The organism is Geothermobacter ehrlichii (assembly GCF_008124615.1).
Classification (GTDB): Bacteria; Desulfobacterota; Desulfuromonadia; order Desulfuromonadales; family Geothermobacteraceae; genus Geothermobacter; species Geothermobacter ehrlichii.
In genome coordinates this window covers 1-15,836 of the sequence record NZ_VNIB01000009.1, presented here as the reverse complement: position 1 = coordinate 15,836, position 15,836 = coordinate 1, and the positions used below count along the sequence as shown (strand labels likewise).

Sequence of the window (15,836 nt, the reverse complement as noted above, 5' to 3'; positions counted from 1 at the left end):
AATTTCAGCGAGACGTGTTCCCCGCACCCGCGGGGATGAACCGTCCGGAGATGAAGCCGGGATTGACTGCGGCGGGTGTTCCCCGCACCCGCGGGGATGAACCGATATAGAATTATTGTTTTTTTGTTATGAAGACGTGTTCCCCGCACCCGCGGGGATGAACCGTCAATCGACCTTGAACCGATAATCCTTTGACAGTGTTCCCCGCACCCGCGGGGATGAACCGGTGACAGCATGACTCTTTTTGGCGTTAAATTCGTGTTCCCCGCACCCGCGGGGATGAACCGGCTTTTCCCCGTACTTTTGCCACCAGCGGACAGTGTTCCCCGCACCCGCGGGGATGAACCGTTGGGGCGGCAGTTGATGCGGTCTTCGCCGGTGTGTTCCCCGCACCCGCGGGGATGAACCGAAAAGAATGACGGTTCGAGCGCACACTAAAAAGTGTTCCCCGCACCCGCGGGGATGAACCGAGGGGGGGGTGACATGCTGAGTTTGCCTGCCGGTGTGTTCCCCGCACCCGCGGGGATGAACCGCCGTTGGTATGTCCGTTTCTGCTTTCGTTCGGGTGTTCCCCGCACCCGCGGGGATGAACCGATGTTACCGGACTGGCTGCCCTGGTCGATGGCGTGTTCCCCGCACCCGCGGGGATGAACCGGTGTGCCGGGTAGCGGCAAGAGTTATGATGCTGTGTTCCCCGCACCCGCGGGGATGAACCGTCGCCGACCATGGGGCTGGTGTCGGAGTAGTAGTGTTCCCCGCACCCGCGGGGATGAACCGTTCACCGGGTTCGACGGAGCAATGGTGTCGATGTGTTCCCCGCACCCGCGGGGATGAACCCGGAATTCGGCGGCGAAAATGGAGACCTCGCCTGTGTTCCCCGCACCCGCGGGGATGAACCGGTACGTCTCTTTGATGCGCGATTTTCGCGCCCGTGTTCCCCGCACCCGCGGGGATGAACCGGTACGTCTCTTTGATGCGCGATTTTCGCGCCCGTGTTCCCCGCACCCGCGGGGTTGAATCACCTTGGCCCGCCTCCTCAAGGGCTCCATGCCAGGTCGGGCATAGGGACACCCAGGGCAGAATTTCCCGCATGAAGGCAGTCGGTTTGAGGTGATGAGTTCAGACCAGCCGATCCGTCTTCGCGGCCATGATGAAATCGTTGCGGTGCAGGCCGCCAATCTTGTGGGTCCACCAGCTGACGGTGACGCGGCCCCACTCGGTCAGGATCGCCGGGTGATGGCCTGCCTCCTCGGCGAGTTGGCCGACCGCATGGGTGAAGGCGAGGGCCTCGGCGAAGTTTTTGAACCTGAAGCTGCGCCGCAGCCGGTCGACGCCGTCGATGGTGACGATTTCCCAGTCGGGCAGCCCGCTCAGGTAGGTGGCGGCCTCTTCTTCCGTCACCGGGGGCGCGCCGGCCCGGCAGACCTCGCAGGTCGCCTGGCTTAGATCGATCATCCCTTTTTTCATAGTGATATTTTACTCCATGGGCTCAGGTTCCGAACAGGGCCGACACATCCGGCGGCCATTAACTGCTCGTTTCCGGTTCTTCTACCTGCCAGAGGCTGATGATAGACTACCACTCGAAGCGATTCGGCGGTTTGTTTTTTCACCGTGCGCCAGCCAGGCCGGGCTATGCGGCAACTGGAGACGCAAGCTCCCCCGGAGAGGACGGCCCCTCGGCAGAGGTGCTTCAGTACGTGACCGTGCCTTTTTCGTCGACTTCAACCTGCTCCCAGCCCTTGGCCCGCATGCAGACGCGGAACGCTTTCTGTGCTGCCCACACGTTGCCCGGGTCGTCATAGTAACTGTATCCGTAGCTGTGCCGGTAGTGGAAGGGATAGCCGTAACCGTAGGGGTGATGGAAGTAGCGGCCGTAATAGGGTGGGAAATAGGGGGTGCGCCAAGATTCCTCTTCGATGAGCATATCGCAGGTTCTTTCGGCCTGCAGCCGTTCGGTCTCCCCTAGTCCCGACGGGTGCTGCCAGACTAGCTGGCTGCCGGAACAGCCGATGATCAGGAGTGCAAGGGCTAGAATCCCGGGATGTTTCATGGTGAACTCCTCGCGCCATAGGGCAGGTATCCTGCCTGCTTCTATTCTACTGCGGATGCGCTATTCCCTGCACGGGGAAGGGAGTCCATCCGGCCCAACTATTTTCAAGGCTGCCCTCGCCCGCAGGTCTTCCGGGCCGGACCTCGGCAACCATCTCATCGTCCTGGGGCGGGTAAAGCGATTTTGCTGGCCGAGGATGAAACCGAGGCTATTCTTCCACAGGGCGACCATGCCCTGGTCAGCTTGGCCCCGGACGATTCGGGTGCCCAGCTCTGGCTTTCTTTGCTACACTCTAGGCATGAAGCTGTTGATGATCTTCTGTGACCGTTTTGCCTGGCGGCCGGCCCATAAATCCCTTTCCGAGGCTCCCGACAGCAATGAACCGGGTGAGCTCACCCGGGTGCTGGTCGGATTGATTCACGCCGAGGCCGTCGATCAGGACGATCCGGCCAGGGTCGAGAAGAAGCTGGTCAAGAACCTGAAGTGGGGTGCGCGCAAAAACGACAGCCGCACGATCCTGCTTCACTCCTTTTCCCACCTCGCCGCCAGCAAGGCCGATGCCGATTTTACCGCCGCGCTGCTGGAACGCAGCGCCCGGAGGCTGGAAGCGGCCGGCTATCAGGCCGTCCAGACCCCTTTCGGCTATTTCCTCGATCTTGACCTGCAGGCCCCCGGCCGTTCGACGGCACGGATCTTTGTCGATATTCAGTCGGGCGATTGAACGGTGCCGGGTGTCTGGGTGGCCCCCGGCAACCTCTTTTTCTGCCCGACCCGGTTCGCGCCGGGCTTTTTTGACAGTTCCGGTCAAGTTTTGTTAGGCTGAAAATCTTCCTGTGGCCCTTCTGTCGGGCAGTTTCCAGCGCGTCATTCTTTTTTCTGTTCTGCCGGTCTCTGACCGGCCCTTGGGGAGGTGTCTATGAAGGTTTCCTATATCACCAAACTGCAGCAGGTTCCCGAGCTGGCGGCCGAGGAGCGGACCCGGCTGGCCCGGGTGACCGAGCGTTTCGCGTTTCGCAGCAACAGCTATTACCAGTCACTGATCGACTGGAGTGATCCGCACGATCCCATTCGCCGGCTGGTGGTGCCGCACGAGGACGAGCTGGTGGAATGGGGCAGCCTGGACGCTTCCGGCGAGGCGAGCTATACGGTGATGCCGGGGCTCGAGCACAAGTATCCGGATACGGCGCTGCTGCTGGTCAACAATGTCTGCGGCGCCTTTTGCCGGTTCTGCTTTCGCAAGCGGCTCTTTCTCAAGGGCAACCAGGAGACGGTGCGCAACGTCGACGCCGAACTGGACTACATCCGCAGTCATCCGGAAATTTCCAATGTGCTGCTGACCGGCGGCGATCCATTGCTGATGTCGGCGGCCCGGCTGGCGCCGATTCTCGAGGCGCTCTCGAGCATCGAGCATGTCCGGATCATCCGCATCGGCAGCAAGATGACGGCGTTCAATCCCTACCGGATTCTGGACGACAGGGAGCTGGTCGATCTTTTCGCCCGGACGGTGCGCGGCGGTTCGCAGCTCTACCTGATGAATCACTTCAACCATCCCCGCGAGCTGACGGCCGAGGCGAAGCGCGCCCTGAGGGTCCTGGCCGAAGTCGGCGTGATGCTGACCAACCAGACGCCGATGATCCGCGGCATCAATGACGACCCGGAAGTGCTCAGGGATCTGTTCAACCAGCTCTCCTTTCTCGGCATCCCTCCCTATTACGTCTTTCAGTGTCGGCCGACCAGGGGAAACCGCTCGTACACCCTGCCGCTGGAGCAGGCCTATCGCCATTTCGTCGACGCCTGGCGGGGCAGCAGCGGTCTGGCGCGGCGGGCGCGGCTGGTCATGTCGCATCGGACGGGCAAGATCGAGGTCATCGGCCTGACCAAAGGGCACATCATGTTCCGCTATCATCGCGCGCCAAACCCGGCCAACGATGGCAAGATCATCATCTGCCGCCGCAATCCCCGGGGCTACTGGTTCGACGATTTCGCCTGCGTGGACAGCCTGAGCGACACACTGGTCGAGGACTGCCGGCCGGACAACGCCGACGCGGCGCAGAACCACACGGCCTGAGCGGGTTGCCGCCGTCTGCCGAAGGACGTCGGGGTTTTGCCGCTCTGCAGGTTTTTGGCGCCGGTATCCCGCCAGGAGCGGCGGGATGCGTTCCGGGACGGTCTCGGGTAAACTCCATCCATGACGTCTTCGGTCCCTTCCCACCTTTCCGTCCCCTGCTCCGACCTGCCCTGGCGGCTGTTGCGGCTGCCGCCGCTGTCCGATCCGGCGGGGAGCCTGACCCGGGAGGATGCGCTGCTCGCACGGGTGATGGCGGGTGAGTCCGGGCCGCTGGCGGTCATCTCCCGCCACCCGCGTTGTCTGGTCGCGACCCGGCGCGAGGCGCGCTGGCCGGATTTTGCCGCTGTCGGCGCACGGCTGGCCGCCGAGGGCTGGCCGGTGGTGGTGCGTTGCAGCGGCGGCTCCTGCGTGCCGCAGGGGCCGGGGGTGCTCAATCTCGCCCTGATTTTCGCCCGCCCGGCGCACTGGCGCCTTGAGGACGGCTACCGGCTGCTGTGCGATCTGCTGACAGCCTGGCTGGACGGTTTCGGGGTGCATGCGGGTGTCGGCGAGGTGGCGGGGGCCTTTTGCGACGGCCGCTACAATGTGCAGGTGGGCGGATGCAAGCTGGCGGGAACGGCCCAGCGCTGGGCGGGCAGCAACCGCCGCCGTTCGGTCGTGCTGGCCCATGCCTGCCTGCTGGTCGATCCCGATCTGGAAGAGATGACACGGCAGGTGAACCGCTTCTACGCCCTGTGCGGTCAGCAGCGACGTTTCGATCCCGAGGCCTGCACCAGCCTGCGCCGCTGTCTGCGGTGGCCGGCTGCGGCGGCAGGGGATTTCATGGCCGAGGCGGAGTCGCGGCTGGTCGAGGTGCTGGCGGAGCGTTTCGCCGTCGATGGTCTGCGGCGGCAGGGGTGAAAGGGAACGGCCCCGACCCGCTGCCAGGCCGGGGCCGCCGTTCAGGAAGTTTTGTCGTTATCGGTTTTCTGGTCCTTCCGCACCGGAAGGTCGCAACTGTCGGACATTCACGTCGGAACGCCCATTTTCGGCAGAATCCACTTCTGCAGGATGACCCAGACGGCGACTACGCCGAGCATCAACCAGATGTCCATGCGGTTTTCCTTTCTGATAAATTCAGCTTTCAATATATTTTGTTTTTCTTTCGAGCGCAAGGGGATGGCGACCATCGCTGCCGGTATTTCCGGCTGAGGCGGATGATGGTCGGGCTCCGTCCTGCTAAGCTTACAGGGAAGACCGGCGGCGTCGGCCGCCTGCGACCGGAAGTGAGCATGGACTCGATTCGTCAACTCTATCGTGTGGGCCAGGGCCCGTCGAGCAGTCACACCATGGGGCCGCGCTTTGCCGCCGAACGCTTTTGCCGCCGCGTCCCGCGTGCCGCCGGCTTTCGCGTCACCCTGTTCGGCAGCCTGGCCGCCACCGGCCGCGGTCACCTGACCGACCGGGCGCTGGAAGAGGCCTTCGCTCCGAAGCCGGTGGAGATAGTCTGGCGTCCCGACGAGCGGCTGCCCGAGCATCCGAACGGCATGCGCTTAGAGGCGCTGGCCGAATCGGGGGAGGTGCTTGCCGGCTGGGAGGTCTGCAGCGTCGGCGGCGGCGCCCTGCGCGACGCCGAAGGGATGGTCGGTGAACAAGTGGATTCCGTCTACCCCTTGAACAGTCTGCAAAAGATTCTGGAACACTGCGACCGGTACGGGCAGTCCCTGGGGGATTACGTGTTCGAACGCGAGGGGGAGGGCATCGAGGCCTTTCTCGGCCGGATATGGGACGCGATGTGTGCCGCCATCGACCGGGGCCTGCAGACCGAGGGGCCGTTGCCCGGCGGACTGGGGCTGGCGCGCAAGGCGCGCTCCTTCTGCCGCAAGGCGTCGCTGTTCGGTGAACACCTGAAGCAGAGCGGATTGCTCTGCGCCTATGCCTACGCCGTGGCCGAAGAGAACGCCGCCGGCGGGATCATCGTCACCGCGCCGACCTGCGGTTCGAGCGGTGTGCTGCCGGCGGTGCTGCGCTACCTTGACGAAACCCTCGAGCTGAGTTGGCAGGATATCCTGCGGGCGCTGGCGGTGGCGGGGCTGATCGGCAACCTGGTCAAGCACAACGCCTCGATCTCCGGCGCCGAGGTCGGCTGTCAGGGTGAGGTCGGCACTGCCTGCGCCATGGCCGCGGCGGCGGCGACCAAGCTGCACGGCGGCAGCCTGGCGCAGATCGAGTACGCCGCCGAGATGGGGCTGGAGCATCACCTCGGACTGACCTGCGATCCGGTCGGCGGGCTGGTGCAGATCCCCTGCATCGAGCGCAACGCCCATGCCGCTTCGCGGGCGCTGGCCTGCTGCCATTTCGCCCTGCTCTCCGACGGTCGGCACAAGGTGTCCTTCGATACCATCGTCAGGGTGATGAAGGAGACCGGCCAGGCCCTGCCGTCGCTCTACCGGGAAACCGCCGCCGGCGGTATCGCCCGGGCCTACGAAGACGAAGCGGGAAAGACGAAAACCTGAGCCGGAACCCCCTATCTGTCGACAGCCCTCCATCGTCGATAGGCCAGGAAGCTGAGCAGGGCCAGAATCACCAGCGCCGGCAGCAGCACGAAGTCGAGATAGGGGGTCAGTGCACTCAAGCCGAGAGCTGCGAGCAGCAGAACCAGGACCGGCGTGAAGCAGCACAGCGCGACCAGCCCGGTACCCGCCAGGGCGGCCAGAAAACGGTTGCGAAAGCGCCTGGCGTCGCTCATCCTGTATTCCGCTGCTGCTGGATCGGCGGGCAGGGAATGTCACCGTAGGAGCAGAAGACGCAGCAATCGCCGGGCAGGGGTTTGAGCAGCTTGCCGCAGCCGCTGCAGCTGTGGAAGAACCGGCAGGCATCGGTCGGCATGGTCAGCGTTTCACGGTGACCGCAGTGTGGGCAGGTCAGGGTCGATTCAGGTTTTATCGTCATCTCTCAAGTCCTTTTTGGCTGCGTCCACGACACGGCGGACATCGGGCAGACATCATCTGCTCTCGGGGTGAACCTCGGCGCAGCGGCAGCTGCCGGCCTTCTTCGCCATCCGGATTTGCTCCAGGATGCGGCTGTGGCCGCCTCTTTCCAGCACCTCCCGGCGGATTTCCCCTTCGCTGTGTTCAAAGCAGTAGCAAATCAGCTGTTGCATGCTTTCCCTCCCGGTCAACGCCCGTTTTCCGGCAGTATTTCGGCCTGGAAGCCGATCTTTTCGATCGCCTCGATCATCTGTTGTGTCGTCACCTTGTCCGGGTCGAAAAGAACCGTTGCCCTCCTCTTCTTGTAGCTGACATCCGCCCGGCTGACGCCGTCCAGGTTGCTCAGGGCGGTCTTGACGGCATATTTGCAGGAGGCGCAGGCCAGCCCCTTGAGGGCCAGGCGGACGGTGCGAATTTCTGCCGCATGGACGGGCATGACCCCATAGGCTCCCTGTCCCTGGATCAGTCGTGACCAGTATGTCGGGGCAAGGGCCAGAATGGCCAGGAGAACGGGGAGTGCGGCGGCTTTCAGAATTTTTTCCATGGTTCACCTCGGTTTTTCAGTCAAGCAGCAGGGGCATGATTTGCGGGGTAAAGAGCAGCGCCAGGGAAAACAGGGTGACGATCCAGAGAAGCAGCTTCCGGAATCGTTTCCTGCCGACGCGGTCGCAGGCGGCATCCGCGCAACCAGCTGCTTTCGGTTCGCGATAGGTGAGATAGAACGCCAGACCGAGAAACAGAAAGGTCAGCGCCATCATGATCGGGCGCCAGGGTTCGAAGGCGCTCAATGCACCGGCGCTGCCGATGCCGAGAAAAACCAGCAGCAGCGGGCCGATGCAGCATCCTGACGCGAGAAAGCCGCTTATGATGGCGCCGATCAGGCCGAGACCGGCAAGTTTTCCCTGTTTTGTCGACACGTTCATCGGTCACCTCGGTGGCTGGGAGCTGTCCCCTGTTATGGGTTCGTCGGCCACGAGTTCGGCCAGAATGGGGCAGGGATCATCCGGTCCGCGCTGTCGGCAGGCATCGATCAGTTGCTGCAGTGCCTGTCCCATCTGTTGCAGGTGGCGCATCCTCTGCTCGATGTCGGCCCGTTTTTCTTCGGCCCGCCGTCGGACTTCGTCGCAGCTGGCTCCGGAAGAGAAGTAAAGATCGAGCAGTTCGCGGATTTCCCGCAGACTGAAGCCGATCTGTTTGGCGCGACGGATGAACCGGATTTTGCGGATCGTTTCCGGCGGATAGATTCGAAAACCGTTCTGTGGTCTGGGCGGCTGTTCGATCAGCCCCTGCCGCTCATAGAAGCGGATGGTTTCGATGCCCACACCGGCCATTCGGGCGACTTTTCCGATAGTCAGTTCGGTCATGGTGTCCCCCACGGGTTACATGGAAAAGTATGCACCCCGTACAATAGTACGGAGTCAAGACAAATGCAGCATCTTTTCAGAAGTCAGGAGTCAGGAGTCAGGAGTCAGAAGTCAGAAGTCAGAAGTCAGGAGTCTTTCTTGCAACCCCGTTTCGGGCGCAGGTTCCAGCCGATCAGGGCCAGCAGAAGCAGGGCCGAGGCGATGGCCAGAGGAGAGCTGGAGGCGGTTTCGGTGGGGGCCAACCAGTCGATGATGTTGATCCCGGCGGCGGCGTAGAGGCGGTTGACCAGCCAGCCGAACAGCAGCGAGCAGACGGCGATGCTGAGCAGGTAGCGCAGGGTGGCGGCGCGGCCGAGCTGCCGGCCGAGCACGGTCAGGGTGGCGGCGTTGGTGGCCGGGCCGGCGAGCAGAAAGACCAGCGCGGCGCCGGGGGAGAGCCCCTTGAGCACCAGTGCGGCGGCGATCGGGGTGGAGGCGCTGGCGCAGATGTAGAGGGGGATGCCGATGCCGAGCATCAGCAGCAGCGAGAGCAGTTCGCTGGCGAAGACGCGCTGGAAGATCGCCTCCGGGATCAGCGCCGAGAGCAGCCCGGCGATCAGGATGCCGAGCAGCAGCCATTTGCCGATATCGCCGAGCAGGTCGCCGAAGGCGTAACCGAGCCCCTGGCGCAGTCGGGTCGGCAGCGGTGGGCGGGCAGCCGCAGACGGGGCACCCCCGTCGGTTTTCTCCGGTCAGCCGCAGCCCGGCTGCTCGGCCGGTTCTTTGGCCGGGAGTGATTCGGGCTGCTCCGGCAGGCGGTTGATCCACAGGCCGGCGAAGATGGCGGTGCAGAAGGCCGCCAGCGGTCGCAGCAGGGTCATCAGCGGGTCGAGCAGCGCCCAGGTGATGGCCATCGAGTCGACGCCGGTTTCGGGAACCGAGATCAGGAAGGAGGCGGTCGCCCCCTTGCTGGCGCCCTGCTTGCGCAGGCCGATGGCGGCCGGAATCACCCCGCAGGAGCAGAGCGGCAGCGGAATGCCGAACAGCGACGCCTTGACTACCGCGCCGGCGCCGTTGCCACCGAGATGGCGGGCGACGGCGTCATCGGGAATCAGCGCCTTGAGCAGCCCGGCGACGAAAAATCCGAACAGCACATAGGGGGCCGACTCGAGCAGGATCAGCCAGCTTTCACGCAGGATATTCAGCAGCAGGTCAAGCATTATCGACAGCTTTCGATGTGGGTGCGCATATCGCTCATCACCTGACGGATGTGCTCATCTTCGAGCTGGTAGTAGACGATTTTCCCTTCGCGGCGAAAGCGGACCACGCCCTGACCGCGCAGCAGCCTGAGCTGATGGGAGACGGCCGAAACGCTGAGCTCGAGCAGGGCGGCCAGGTCGCAGACGCAGAGTTCACCGGCCGCCAGGGCATGCAGGATCTTCAGCCGGGTCGGATCGCCGAGCAGCTTGAAGGTCGCGGCGACCTCGGTGAGAACCGGTTCCGACGGCATCTGCCGGGCCGCCCGGTCGATGCGCTGCCGGTCAATGACGGTGACTTGACAGACGTCGGTGTCCATCTCTTATGCTCCAACAGTTGAGCAAGTGTTCAAGTGTTTATCTCAGTCTGCCCCTTTTTGCCACCGCCTGTCAAGCCCGCGTCATTCTCCCGCTGGCAGCGGATAGACGGGCCGGGATAACTGACTGAACGGAGAAGAAGGTCGCAACCGGTGTTGTCAGGCCTGGACGTCCTGATTTTCAGTGTTGCGGTCGTCCGGTTCGGGACTGCCGTCAGGATTGCGCTTAAGTTCTTCGTGCACCGCCTGGGCCAGCCGCTGCAGGCTCAGCGGCTTTTTCAGGAAGGCTCCCGCCCCCAACCGCATAACCTCGTGAACGTCGCCCGATTCGGCCTGGCCGCTGATGACGAGAGCTTTCAGGCCCGGGTCGAGGGCGAGCATGCGCCGGTAGGTTTCGAGTCCGTCCATGCCGGGGGGCATGACCATGTCGAGCAGCACCAGGTCCACACGCTGGCGGCGAAGCAGGGCGAGGGCGGCCTCGCCGCTTTCCGCCGCCAGAGCCTGGTAGCCGAGGAGTCGGAGCATGTCGCAGGCGACCTTTCGTGCTTCCGGCTCGTCGTCGACGACCAGAACCGTGGTTGTCGAGTTCTGGGCCCGCGGCAACTCGACGCTGTCCGGAACGGCGGGTTTCGTCTGCCGGTCGCAGGCCGGCAGGTAGATGTCGAAGACGCAACCGGGATCGTTGGCGGACAGGTCGATATAGCCGCCATGGTCGTGAACGATCGACCAGCAGATGGCCAGGCCGAGCCCGGTGCCGCTGTGTCCCAGGACTTTTTTCGAAAAGAAGGGGTCGAAGATGCGGCCCATGTTTTCCGGATCGATGCCGCAGCCGTTGTCGCTGACCCGCAACCGGACGTAGTCGCCCGGCGGAACGGTTTCGTAACCTTCGTAGGCCCTGGTGAGGGTGACGGGCCTGGTGGAAACCCTGATCAGGCCCTGCCGGTTGCAGGCTTCCATGGCGTTGATGACCAGGTTCATCAGTATCTTGCGCAGGTGGGAACCGGTGCCGATGACCGCCGGCAGGTCAGGCGCGAGATCGCATGACAGCTCGACGTTGTGACGGCCCGCGATTTCGGCGTATTCGGGAGACTCGAGATAGTCGCGGACGATCTGGTTGAGGTCGACGACCTCCTGGCTGGTGGCGCTGTCGCGGGAAAGAACCTGCATGTCGCTGACGACGGCGGCGATCCGGTTTCCGGCCTCGCGAATGGCGATCAGCTGCTCCCGCTGGCGGGGCGTCAGGTTGCCTTCTTCGAGCATCAGGTCGGGCAGGGCGACGACGCCCATCAGCATGTTGTTCAGGTCGTGGGCCACGCCGCCGGCCAGCATGCCGACCGCCTCCATCTTTTTGGCCTGGTGCAGCTCTTCGCTCATGGCGCGCAGCGCTTCTTCGTTCTGCAGCTGGCGGCGCAGACTCTGCTGGATTTCACGTTCCTGGCGAACGACGATGCGGGCCTGCCGGAGATGAAAGACCAGCAGACAGAAGATCAGCAGGCCAAGACCGCCGAGAACCATCGGCGTGGAATCGGGTTCCCGGCTGACCGTGTAGCCGAGCAGGGCGATGATCCCGCCGTCGAAGTCACGGACCGGGTAGGTGATGTCGAGGGCGCCGACATCCTGGTAGTCTTCGTCGAGAAAGATGATTTCTCCGGAAGAGAAGGCATCGAGATCTTCCGGGTTGGCGGGCTGGCCGATCCGGCTGGGCAGGCTGCTGGCGATGTGCCGGTAGGTGCCGTCCGCGGCCCTGGCGATGACGCTGAGCCTGACGATGTGTGGGTCACTCGCGACCAGCCGGTCGATGCGCTGCTGTATCAGACCGATCTGCCGGGTAATCTGGAGGGGCGGGCCGTCGTGCAGGATGTCCGCGATGGCGACTTCCAGTACCCGGCAGCTGCTGAGCGCTTCGAGGCGGAATTTCTCCTCGCGAGCCCGGTTCATGGCGAAGAGCGACCAGGTGACGAAGATCAGCAGGCAGACAAGGATGACAGCCTGAAACAGGCCATGAAGGCGGTAGGACCGGTTGCCGACAGGTTGTGGTGTGGTCATGCTCCTCCCCCCCCTGTTCGGGTGTCGGCCCGTAACGGGCCGTTGAAAAACCGTTGCAGTTGGTGCGGCCCCGGATCCGCACGCAGTCATGATCTTTTCCGGCGGCATGCGAATGAAGAGAAGTCAGCAAGGTCCCGGCCAGCCGGGGGGCGGGATCATTATGACCCGGAACATGTGAAAAAACAAATGGTTTTGGAGGCTTTGCCTGCCTAACGACGGTGCCGGGAAGAGAGGAGTGAACGGTTTTCGACCAGCGTGCGACCTTTTGTCCGCCCGCAAGGTGTTGTTTTAATACGTTTTTTGATATATTCAAATTTTAGGACACAATGCAGTGTGACGGGACGAGAAAGGAGGCGGTCATGCAGGTACGGGTCACGGTTCTTTGTGAAAACAGCGTGGCATCCCCCTTTGGAGTGGTGGGGGAACATGGCTGGGCGGTGTGGATCGAAACCGATGCCGGGTCCTGGCTTTTCGATACCGGGCAGGGTGTCGGTCTGCGGAACAATGCCGCCGTGCTCGGCGTCGACCTGGCGCAGGCGCAGGGCATCGTTCTCAGCCACGGACACTATGACCATACCGCCGGACTGCCGACAGCCCTCGGGGAGCAGGACGGATCGGTGCAGGTCTTCGCCCATCCGGACCTGTTTCTGTCGCGGTACTGGAAAAAGGAGGACCGCCAGCGGGAGATCGGACTGCGCTACACCCGTCCCTACCTTGAAGGTCTGGGGGCGCGTTTCGATCTCGCCACCGGGTTTCGCGCGATTGCTCCCGGGATCTACCTGACCGGAGAGGTGCCGCGAACGACGCCGTTCGAGCCGGTCGATCCGGCCATGAAACTCAGGGATGCCGACGGTTGCTGGCATCAGGATCCCCTGCTGGACGACCAGGCGCTGGTGGTCGATACGGCCGCCGGATTGCTGGTCGTTCTCGGTTGCGCCCATGCCGGGTTGATCAATACCCTGCAGCATGTGCGCGCCAGTCTTCCCGGCCGCCCGATTCACACCGTGATCGGCGGCACCCATCTCGGTTTTGCCGAACCGGCCCAGCTGGAGGCGACCCTCGATCACCTGGACTCTTTCGGGATACGGCGGCTCGGCGCTTCGCACTGCACCGGGCTGGCCAACGGCGCCCGGCTCGCCGCAGCCCTGGGCGACCGGTATTTCTTTGCCGCGGCGGGATGCCGTTTCGAACTCGGCTGACAATCTGTCACGACGAGAGGCTGCCGCCATTCGTTTCGGTGGGGAAGACCGGGTTGGCATTCTGCTTGCTGTTGATCCGGTGGCGCATCTGTCGGCCTGTTGAATTCATGGAAAGTTCTGTGCGAAGGAAGCGACTGTTTCAACATCTGAGCTGGCTGGTTTTTCTCGGCTATTTGCTCTTCGGTCTGGGCGGCGGCCTGGCGGCGGTCTGCTGTTCGGACGCGGGCGCCGCTGTTTGTGTGCAGGTCCACGAACAGGCTCCGGCCGCGCCCTGCCTGTCTCGCACGGCCGACGCCGGAAGCTGCTGTCCCCCCTGTTACAATCATCACCCCGGGCCGGATACCGACCGGGCGCACCTGCTTCCCCAGGGGCCGACATTCCGCTCCGTCGGCAGCCTGGCGTTTCTCGTTCCTTCCGCGACGCAGTGGACTTCCCGGCAGCCCGAAATGACGGGTTTCGGTCTCGGCCTGTCTGGTCCACAGCGAAATCCCGCCCTGAAAGTCATTCGTTCCACCGTCCTGCTGCTATAAGCCGGCCGGAAATCCAGCCAGATTCGATGGACGCTGTCGACGACGGCGTTCGCGACGATTTCCGAGTATCCCGACGGGGCGCCGGCCCGCATAACCGGCGTCGCCAGGCTTTTCAGCAGGAGTATTTTCGTGACCGACAAACAGGAACAATCCTTTTTCGCCATCATCTGGGACTTCTTCTGTTCGCTCAAACTCGCCATCGTCACCCTGATTCTGCTGGCGATCACTTCGATTATCGGCACGGTGATCCAGCAGGGCCGGCCGGCGCAGGAGTACATCCAGGAGTACGGAGAGACCGCCTACCGGGTCTTTGTCGCCCTCGACTTCGTCGACATGTACCATTCCTGGTGGTTTCTGACCCTGCTCAACATCTTCGCCATCAACCTGATCTGCTGCTCGATCAAGCGCCTGCCGCGCATCCTGAAGCTGGTGCGGCAGCCGGAACTGACGCCGGATGAAAGGCACTATCGAAGTCTTGCCAACCGTGACGAATTCGTGGTGGCGGCGGATGCCGGCACGCTCAGGGAGCGCCTGGCCGCTATGGTCGGCAACCAGTTCGCCGCTCCGGTCGTCAGCGAAAAGGACGGGCGCTTCCATCTGTTCGCCCAGAAGATGGCCTGGACCCGCTTCGGTGTCTACGCGGTACATCTGTCGATACTGATCATTTTCGCCGGCGCGATCATCGGCAATGTCTGGGGCTACAAGGCCTATGTCAACATCGTCGAGGGGGGCAGCACCGACAAGGTCTGGCCGCGCGGCAGCGAGACGCCTATCCCCATCGGCTTCGAGGTGCGGTGCGACGACTTCGAGGTGACCTATTATCCGGGAACCCGGCGCCCCAAGGAGTTCACCAGCGACCTGGTGGTGCTGGAAGACGGCAAGGAGGTGCTGAGAAAGACGATCGAGGTCAATGACCCGCTCACCTGGCGCGGCCTGACCTTCTACCAGTCGAGTTACGGTCCGGCCGGCGACCCGGTCTTTGACCTGGTCGTCACCGAGCGGAAGACGGGCGAGCAGGTGAAGGTGCAGGCGAAGTTGGGCGAGCATGTCCCGTTGCCCGGAGGCGCTTCCTTCGCCGTGACCAACTTCACCGACAGTTACCGGAATTTCGGGCCGGCAATCCAGCTGCACGTCAACGACGCAGAAGGCCGGCACGGCCGGCCCTTCGTCGTGCTGCAGCGTTTTCCCGATTTCGACGCCCGGCGCGGCGGGGCCTACGCCTTTGTCCTGAACGGTTTCGAACAGCGCTTCTACACCGGCCTGCAGGTGGCGAAGGATCCCGGCGTCTGGGTGGTCTGGCTCGGCTGCTTTTTGATGGTGGCCGGCTGTTTCGCTGCTTTCTTCCTGTCGCACCGACGCATCTGGGTCAGCATCGAGCCGACGGAGAACGGCAGCCGGGTGCGGGTAGGCGGCCACGCCCATCGCAACCAGCCGGCCTTCGCGATCTGGTTCGATCAGTTCACTGCCCGGCTTCGGGACGAACTGGCGGCCGGCCCGGTGTCGGAATCCGAGGCGGGCGCGCAGGGCTGATTATCCTCGCGGCGTTTCCGCCCTGGACCGTTATCGTTGGATCCAACCCCAGAACGAGGGAGATTCTCATGCTCAGCGTCAAGCTTTTCAACCTCACCACCATCGCCTATTTCGGCGCCATGGTCATCTTTATTTCCTATTTGGTCACCCGCAGCCGGACCGTATCTCTGGTCGGCAACATCCTCTGCTACATCGGTTTTGCCCTGCACACCGCCGCCATCGGCATGCGCTGGTACGAGTCGTACCAGATGCTGGGCGCCGACGGCCGGGCGCCGCTGACCAACCTCTACGAGTCGGTGGTCTTCTTTGCCTGGACCATCCTGCTGATCTACATCCTCATCGACCTGAAGTACAAGCAGCGGGCGGTCGGCGCCTTCGTCGTCCCCTTCGCCTTTCTCGGCATGGTCTGGGCGCAGCTCTACCTCAACGACGTCATCGATCCGCTGGTGCCGGCGCTGCAGAGCAACTGGCTGACCTACCACGTTGTCACCTGCTTTCTCGGCTATGCCTGCTTTGCGGTGGCCTGCG

At 63.4% G+C, this 15,836-nt stretch carries 18 protein-coding genes, 1 pseudogene and 1 CRISPR repeat array (1 of these 20 running past the window's edge); of the genes and pseudogenes, 7 read left to right on the top strand and 12 right to left on the bottom strand.

The window, feature by feature from the left end; genetic code table 11:
- A CRISPR array of direct repeats spans positions 1–1,021; the repeat unit is 29 nt; unit sequence GTGTTCCCCGCACCCGCGGGGATGAACCG (it extends 2,305 nt beyond the left edge of the window).
- Positions 1,022–1,119: 98 nt separating this feature from the next.
- Both EDC39_RS10110 and EDC39_RS10105 read right to left on the bottom strand, forming a co-directional pair.
- Complete coding sequence (locus tag EDC39_RS10110) at positions 1,120–1,455, bottom strand: 4a-hydroxytetrahydrobiopterin dehydratase (protein WP_148896265.1); 336 nt, start codon at positions 1,453–1,455, stop codon at positions 1,120–1,122.
- 235 nt (positions 1,456–1,690) lie between these two features.
- Positions 1,691–2,050 carry a hypothetical protein gene (locus EDC39_RS10105; protein WP_148896264.1) on the bottom strand — a complete coding sequence of 120 codons (360 nt, stop codon included), beginning with the start codon at positions 2,048–2,050 and terminating at the stop codon, positions 1,691–1,693.
- A gap of 310 nt (positions 2,051–2,360) precedes the next feature.
- Here EDC39_RS10105 and EDC39_RS10100 point away from each other — a divergent pair, with 310 nt between their 5' ends.
- The 3 genes from EDC39_RS10100 to EDC39_RS10090 all read left to right on the top strand — a co-directional run bounded on the left by EDC39_RS10100 (position 2,361) and on the right by EDC39_RS10090 (position 5,018).
- The gene (locus EDC39_RS10100; RefSeq protein ID WP_222862866.1) at positions 2,361–2,771 is read left to right on the top strand and encodes a threonyl-tRNA synthetase editing domain-containing protein; all 411 of its coding nucleotides are present in this window, start codon (positions 2,361–2,363) and stop codon (positions 2,769–2,771) included.
- A gap of 195 nt (positions 2,772–2,966) precedes the next feature.
- Positions 2,967–4,118 carry a KamA family radical SAM protein gene (locus EDC39_RS10095; protein WP_148896262.1) on the top strand — a complete coding sequence of 384 codons (1,152 nt, stop codon included), beginning with the start codon at positions 2,967–2,969 and terminating at the stop codon, positions 4,116–4,118.
- Between the two features lie 120 nt (positions 4,119–4,238).
- Positions 4,239–5,018, top strand: a complete 780-nt coding sequence (locus tag EDC39_RS10090) for a lipoate--protein ligase family protein (protein ID WP_148896261.1) — start codon at positions 4,239–4,241, stop codon at positions 5,016–5,018.
- A 107-nt stretch (positions 5,019–5,125) separates the two neighbouring features.
- On the opposite strand, the gene EDC39_RS15350 is transcribed toward EDC39_RS10090, so the two are convergent.
- On the bottom strand, positions 5,126–5,287 hold the full coding sequence (locus tag EDC39_RS15350) for a hypothetical protein (protein WP_187426740.1): 162 nt from the start codon (positions 5,285–5,287) through the stop codon (positions 5,126–5,128).
- A 102-nt stretch (positions 5,288–5,389) separates the two neighbouring features.
- Here EDC39_RS15350 and EDC39_RS10085 point away from each other — a divergent pair, with 102 nt between their 5' ends.
- Positions 5,390–6,613 (top strand): L-serine ammonia-lyase, iron-sulfur-dependent, subunit alpha, encoded by a 1,224-nt coding sequence (locus tag EDC39_RS10085; protein ID WP_148896260.1) that lies wholly within the window; start codon positions 5,390–5,392, stop codon positions 6,611–6,613.
- Positions 6,614–6,624: 11 nt separating this feature from the next.
- Here the strand turns inward: EDC39_RS10085 and merF are convergent, their stop codons facing one another.
- The 9 genes and pseudogenes from merF to EDC39_RS10035 form a co-directional block, all read right to left on the bottom strand.
- On the bottom strand, positions 6,625–6,846 hold the full coding sequence (merF, locus tag EDC39_RS10080; RefSeq protein ID WP_148896259.1) for a mercury resistance system transport protein MerF: 222 nt from the start codon (positions 6,844–6,846) through the stop codon (positions 6,625–6,627).
- Positions 6,843–7,049 carry a GDCCVxC domain-containing (seleno)protein gene (locus tag EDC39_RS10075; RefSeq protein ID WP_148896258.1) on the bottom strand — a complete coding sequence of 69 codons (207 nt, stop codon included), beginning with the start codon at positions 7,047–7,049 and terminating at the stop codon, positions 6,843–6,845. Before EDC39_RS10075 ends, merF begins: the two co-directional genes overlap by 4 nt.
- A gap of 52 nt (positions 7,050–7,101) precedes the next feature.
- The gene (locus tag EDC39_RS10070) at positions 7,102–7,260 is read right to left on the bottom strand and encodes a (2Fe-2S)-binding protein (protein ID WP_148896257.1); all 159 of its coding nucleotides are present in this window, start codon (positions 7,258–7,260) and stop codon (positions 7,102–7,104) included.
- A 14-nt stretch (positions 7,261–7,274) separates the two neighbouring features.
- Complete coding sequence (locus EDC39_RS10065) at positions 7,275–7,631, bottom strand: metal-binding (seleno)protein (protein WP_148896256.1); 357 nt, start codon at positions 7,629–7,631, stop codon at positions 7,275–7,277.
- A gap of 16 nt (positions 7,632–7,647) precedes the next feature.
- Positions 7,648–8,010 carry a mercuric transporter MerT family protein gene (locus EDC39_RS10060; RefSeq protein WP_148896255.1) on the bottom strand — a complete coding sequence of 121 codons (363 nt, stop codon included), beginning with the start codon at positions 8,008–8,010 and terminating at the stop codon, positions 7,648–7,650.
- A 3-nt stretch (positions 8,011–8,013) separates the two neighbouring features.
- Positions 8,014–8,451, bottom strand: coding sequence for a MerR family transcriptional regulator (locus EDC39_RS10055; RefSeq protein ID WP_148896254.1), 438 nt, complete (start codon positions 8,449–8,451; stop codon positions 8,014–8,016).
- Positions 8,452–8,576: 125 nt separating this feature from the next.
- Positions 8,577–9,650, bottom strand: a pseudogene (locus tag EDC39_RS15765) (SO_0444 family Cu/Zn efflux transporter).
- Positions 9,650–10,006, bottom strand: coding sequence for an ArsR/SmtB family transcription factor (locus EDC39_RS10040; protein WP_148896251.1), 357 nt, complete (start codon positions 10,004–10,006; stop codon positions 9,650–9,652). The pseudogene EDC39_RS15765 and the gene EDC39_RS10040 overlap by 1 nt, the downstream one beginning before the upstream one ends.
- Positions 10,007–10,162: 156 nt before the next feature.
- The gene (locus EDC39_RS10035) at positions 10,163–12,049 is read right to left on the bottom strand and encodes a hybrid sensor histidine kinase/response regulator (RefSeq protein WP_187426739.1); all 1,887 of its coding nucleotides are present in this window, start codon (positions 12,047–12,049) and stop codon (positions 10,163–10,165) included.
- A 359-nt stretch (positions 12,050–12,408) separates the two neighbouring features.
- Here EDC39_RS10035 and EDC39_RS10030 point away from each other — a divergent pair, with 359 nt between their 5' ends.
- From EDC39_RS10030 to ccsA, 3 genes are all read left to right on the top strand, one after another.
- On the top strand, positions 12,409–13,248 hold the full coding sequence (locus EDC39_RS10030; protein ID WP_148896249.1) for an MBL fold metallo-hydrolase: 840 nt from the start codon (positions 12,409–12,411) through the stop codon (positions 13,246–13,248).
- Positions 13,249–13,907: 659 nt separating this feature from the next.
- Entirely contained in the window at positions 13,908–15,308 is a 1,401-nt protein-coding gene (gene resB / locus EDC39_RS10025) for a cytochrome c biogenesis protein ResB (protein WP_246140229.1), read from the top strand.
- A gap of 68 nt (positions 15,309–15,376) precedes the next feature.
- Positions 15,377–15,836 (top strand): cytochrome c biogenesis protein CcsA (gene ccsA, locus EDC39_RS10020; protein WP_187426738.1); only part of this gene is annotated, 460 nt, incomplete at its 3' end.

Bases quoted from the DNA above. Each gene is read 5' to 3' on its own strand.
- EDC39_RS10085 (WP_148896260.1), top strand. From the start codon at position 5,390: ATGGACTCGATTCGTCAACTCTATCGTGTGGGCCAGGGCCCGTCGAGC.
- EDC39_RS10100 (WP_222862866.1), top strand. From the start codon at position 2,361: ATGATCTTCTGTGACCGTTTTGCCTGGCGGCCGGCCCATAAATCCCTT.
- EDC39_RS10055 (WP_148896254.1), bottom strand. From the start codon at position 8,451: ATGACCGAACTGACTATCGGAAAAGTCGCCCGAATGGCCGGTGTGGGC.
- EDC39_RS10060 (WP_148896255.1), bottom strand. From the start codon at position 8,010: ATGAACGTGTCGACAAAACAGGGAAAACTTGCCGGTCTCGGCCTGATC.
- EDC39_RS10075 (WP_148896258.1), bottom strand. From the start codon at position 7,049: ATGACGATAAAACCTGAATCGACCCTGACCTGCCCACACTGCGGTCAC.
- merF (WP_148896259.1), bottom strand. From the start codon at position 6,846: ATGAGCGACGCCAGGCGCTTTCGCAACCGTTTTCTGGCCGCCCTGGCG.
- EDC39_RS10040 (WP_148896251.1), bottom strand. From the start codon at position 10,006: ATGGACACCGACGTCTGTCAAGTCACCGTCATTGACCGGCAGCGCATC.
- EDC39_RS15350 (WP_187426740.1), bottom strand. From the start codon at position 5,287: ATGGTCGCCATCCCCTTGCGCTCGAAAGAAAAACAAAATATATTGAAA.
- EDC39_RS10065 (WP_148896256.1), bottom strand. From the start codon at position 7,631: ATGGAAAAAATTCTGAAAGCCGCCGCACTCCCCGTTCTCCTGGCCATT.
- EDC39_RS10090 (WP_148896261.1), top strand. From the start codon at position 4,239: ATGACGTCTTCGGTCCCTTCCCACCTTTCCGTCCCCTGCTCCGACCTG.
- EDC39_RS10110 (WP_148896265.1), bottom strand. From the start codon at position 1,455: ATGATCGATCTAAGCCAGGCGACCTGCGAGGTCTGCCGGGCCGGCGCG.
- EDC39_RS10070 (WP_148896257.1), bottom strand. From the start codon at position 7,260: ATGCAACAGCTGATTTGCTACTGCTTTGAACACAGCGAAGGGGAAATC.
- EDC39_RS10035 (WP_187426739.1), bottom strand. From the start codon at position 12,049: ATGACCACACCACAACCTGTCGGCAACCGGTCCTACCGCCTTCATGGC.
- EDC39_RS10105 (WP_148896264.1), bottom strand. From the start codon at position 2,050: ATGAAACATCCCGGGATTCTAGCCCTTGCACTCCTGATCATCGGCTGT.
- EDC39_RS10030 (WP_148896249.1), top strand. From the start codon at position 12,409: ATGCAGGTACGGGTCACGGTTCTTTGTGAAAACAGCGTGGCATCCCCC.
- EDC39_RS10095 (WP_148896262.1), top strand. From the start codon at position 2,967: ATGAAGGTTTCCTATATCACCAAACTGCAGCAGGTTCCCGAGCTGGCG.